The sequence below is a fragment of the Cellulomonas sp. NPDC058312 genome (assembly GCF_042880135.1).
Lineage (GTDB): Bacteria > Actinomycetota > Actinomycetes > Actinomycetales > Cellulomonadaceae > Cellulomonas.
On sequence record NZ_JBHVZE010000015.1, the window covers coordinates 1 to 2,553 of the forward strand.

General features: G+C 61.2%; 4 protein-coding genes. 2 read left to right on the top strand and 2 right to left on the bottom strand.

The features are described 5' to 3' along the window. Positions 1–3: 3 nt before the first annotated feature. Entirely contained in the window at positions 4–1,131 is a 1,128-nt protein-coding gene (locus ACFVXN_RS18300; RefSeq protein WP_389235905.1) for a tyrosine-type recombinase/integrase, read from the bottom strand. A gap of 173 nt (positions 1,132–1,304) precedes the next feature. Between ACFVXN_RS18300 and ACFVXN_RS18305 the strand changes: the two genes are divergently transcribed. Continuing rightward, the gene (locus tag ACFVXN_RS18305) at positions 1,305–1,451 is read left to right on the top strand and encodes a hypothetical protein (protein ID WP_389235908.1); all 147 of its coding nucleotides are present in this window, start codon (positions 1,305–1,307) and stop codon (positions 1,449–1,451) included. On the opposite strand, the gene ACFVXN_RS18310 is transcribed toward ACFVXN_RS18305, so the two are convergent. Beyond that, positions 1,413–1,661 (bottom strand): helix-turn-helix domain-containing protein, encoded by a 249-nt coding sequence (locus ACFVXN_RS18310; RefSeq protein ID WP_389235911.1) that lies wholly within the window; start codon positions 1,659–1,661, stop codon positions 1,413–1,415. The genes ACFVXN_RS18305 and ACFVXN_RS18310 overlap by 39 nt on opposite strands. 104 nt (positions 1,662–1,765) lie before the next feature. On the opposite strand from ACFVXN_RS18310, the gene ACFVXN_RS18315 reads away from it, so the two are divergent. Continuing rightward, complete coding sequence (locus tag ACFVXN_RS18315) at positions 1,766–2,002, top strand: helix-turn-helix domain-containing protein (protein WP_389235914.1); 237 nt, start codon at positions 1,766–1,768, stop codon at positions 2,000–2,002. Positions 2,003–2,553 lie beyond the last annotated feature (551 nt).

Consider the following 2,553-nt stretch of genomic DNA (forward strand, 5'->3'; position numbering starts at 1 on the left):
CAGTCAGGCCGACGCAACACGACGTCGAGCAGCGTCCAGGGCGTCCGCGACCGAGTCAAGATCGTCGTCGAATAGGTCGGCGTACACGTCGAGTGTCAGCGCCGCAGACTCATGCCCGAGCATCCGCTGAACTGCCTTCACGTTTGCGCCGGCGGAAACGGCGAGACTCGCCGCGGTGTGCCGAAGATCGTGCGGAGTCAGCTCTTCAGCACCTGCCTTGCGCGCTGCCGAACGAAACCAGCCGCGCTCAGAGTTCGGTCGCCGAAGGAAGTCTCCGTCCGGCCCAGGGAACACCAGGGCGTCGCGCGGCTTGCCTACGCAATGCGCAGCCAGCTCCTCGACCAGGAATGCTGGTATCGGGATCGAACGCGGCTTGTCCGACTTAGGGGTGCCGACCTCGATGCGTGCGCCGACTTGGACGGCGTTACGAACGACATTTATGCGGCGACGCAGCATGTCGAGATCGGCCACCCGAAGCCCCACAGCCTCGCCCCAGCGAAGACCGCAGTAGGCGAGCAGTAACACAAGCGTCGACCAACTGCCCGCCGACTCGGCCATGGTCGCTACCTGCTGGTGGGTGAGATAGATCTTTCGCTTGGGCGTCTTCTTAGGAAGATTGTCGATCTCACGCGCCTTATTCGACGCGAGCTTCCGGTCGCGTACTGCCCTGTCGAGTATGCCGGCAAGCACCGAGTGCGCACGAATGACGGTCGTTGCCGACGCAGGCTTCCGGATCACCGTCTCCGGATCGCGGGGATCGCGGATCTCGGTAACGAGGTCGGTTATCCATTCCTCGACGTCCACAATTTCAATCTTGGCCAGCTGCCAGTGGCCCCACTCCGGCTGCACGTGAATGCGCCAGGAGGATTCAAGGGGCTGGTATGCCGATGGCTTCAGCTTGGCCTTCTTCGTTGCAAGCCAAGGGCCCGCGAGCGAGGCAACTGTCACGCGCCCATGCCGGGGATCCACGAACTCGCCGTCGACCTTCCGGACTTCGACGCGAGAGGCCCAGTCCTTTGCGGCCTCCTGGGTCATGAAGCCGCTCTTGCTGCCCTGGCTCCCGTCCGGCTTCATGTAGCGAACTTTGTATCTGAGACCGGCCTTCGTTCGATAGGACTTGAAGGTCGCCATGTCTTATACCTCACTAACGAACTTACGAGTCTGTTTATGTGCGAACATATGTTCGAGTGACGTTCGTAACGTCGAACGAACCATCGAGCAAAGGTGGAGTAATGGATCTAGCGGGCGAGCTGTACCGCGCCGTTGTAGTAACTGGGTCGGTCACTGTGGATCAGGTGGCACGCATGACCAAGCAGACGGTGAAGCATGTCCAGGAGCAGATTGGCGGCGAGCGCAGCTTCACTGTTGCCGAGTTGGTCGTCATCGCCCAAGCGCTTGGAATCGACTGGCGGTTAATCTTCTGTGGTGCGCGCGATCGCGCGACCAAGTAGGTCTGTGATCTCCACGCCAAACACCTCGCAGAGTGCCTGCATCTGAGTTACGTCGGCCGGCCGCTCGCCGTTCTCAAGTCGTTGGATGGTCTTCGCGCTGATTCCTGACTTCGCGGCGAGCGCCTCGCGACTCAGATTCACTCGGGCGCGTGCCGCCCTTATCTCGTCGCCAATCATCCGGTTCAGTTTGTCTATATCCATGAGTCGCATTAGACCATAATCCGGTCCAGACTGACACGAGACAAGACCGAGCGGTCCTAATTTGATCCCGTACGTCTTGACACTTGGTCCGTATGGTCCATATGGTGGCCCGCATGGTCTTGATAAACGAACTCACCGCGAGGCGGGTGCGCAGCGCCCGCAAGAACGCGAACCTAACCATCAAATCCCTCTCTCAATCGAGCGGGATTAAGTACTCGACCCTCAAACGGCTTGAGCGGGGCCTTGCTGCGTTCAAGCTGCACGACATCGTTCGACTCGCCGAACCTCTCGGAGTTGGGCATGACGACCTGATTCCTAGTTCGTCCGATCTGAGCGACGGTGCCGAATGACGGCCGCCGATATCCCCGAGATCCCCCAGACGGTTGAGCAGATTGCTCGCCTTCTCGGCTGGCAGGGCTCGGGCACACGGACAAGTCCCAGTTACGACACGGTCCTGAAGGCGTGCCAGCGAGGAGAGTTGCCGGCTTTTCAGCGAGCTGGCCGCAAAGGTGCGTGGCTGATCCTGCCGTCGCACGCCATCGCCTGGCGAATGGGGAAGCGGCCGAGCAGGACTCGAAGTCGCTGCGCATAGAGAAGCCCTCAGGTGGGCCAACACCTGAGGGCCAGCATCCCTCGTTCAGAAGGACGAATCATGAATAACCCTATATCAATCCGGGAATGCGTCATCGCCGAGGTACTCGACGCTGACGACCAGACCTCCCTCGCTGCCTCCGGGCGACCGGCTGGCGCAGGGAACCAGGGGATAGGCAGCGACGCCTAGATTGCCGCGCCCGTCCCCGACTGACCCGGCGCCTGGCGAGTGCCCCACCCCGCCAGGCTCCGGTTCCAACCCAGCACCTCTCACGGAACGAGACCCGCATGTCCGCATTCACGCATGAAG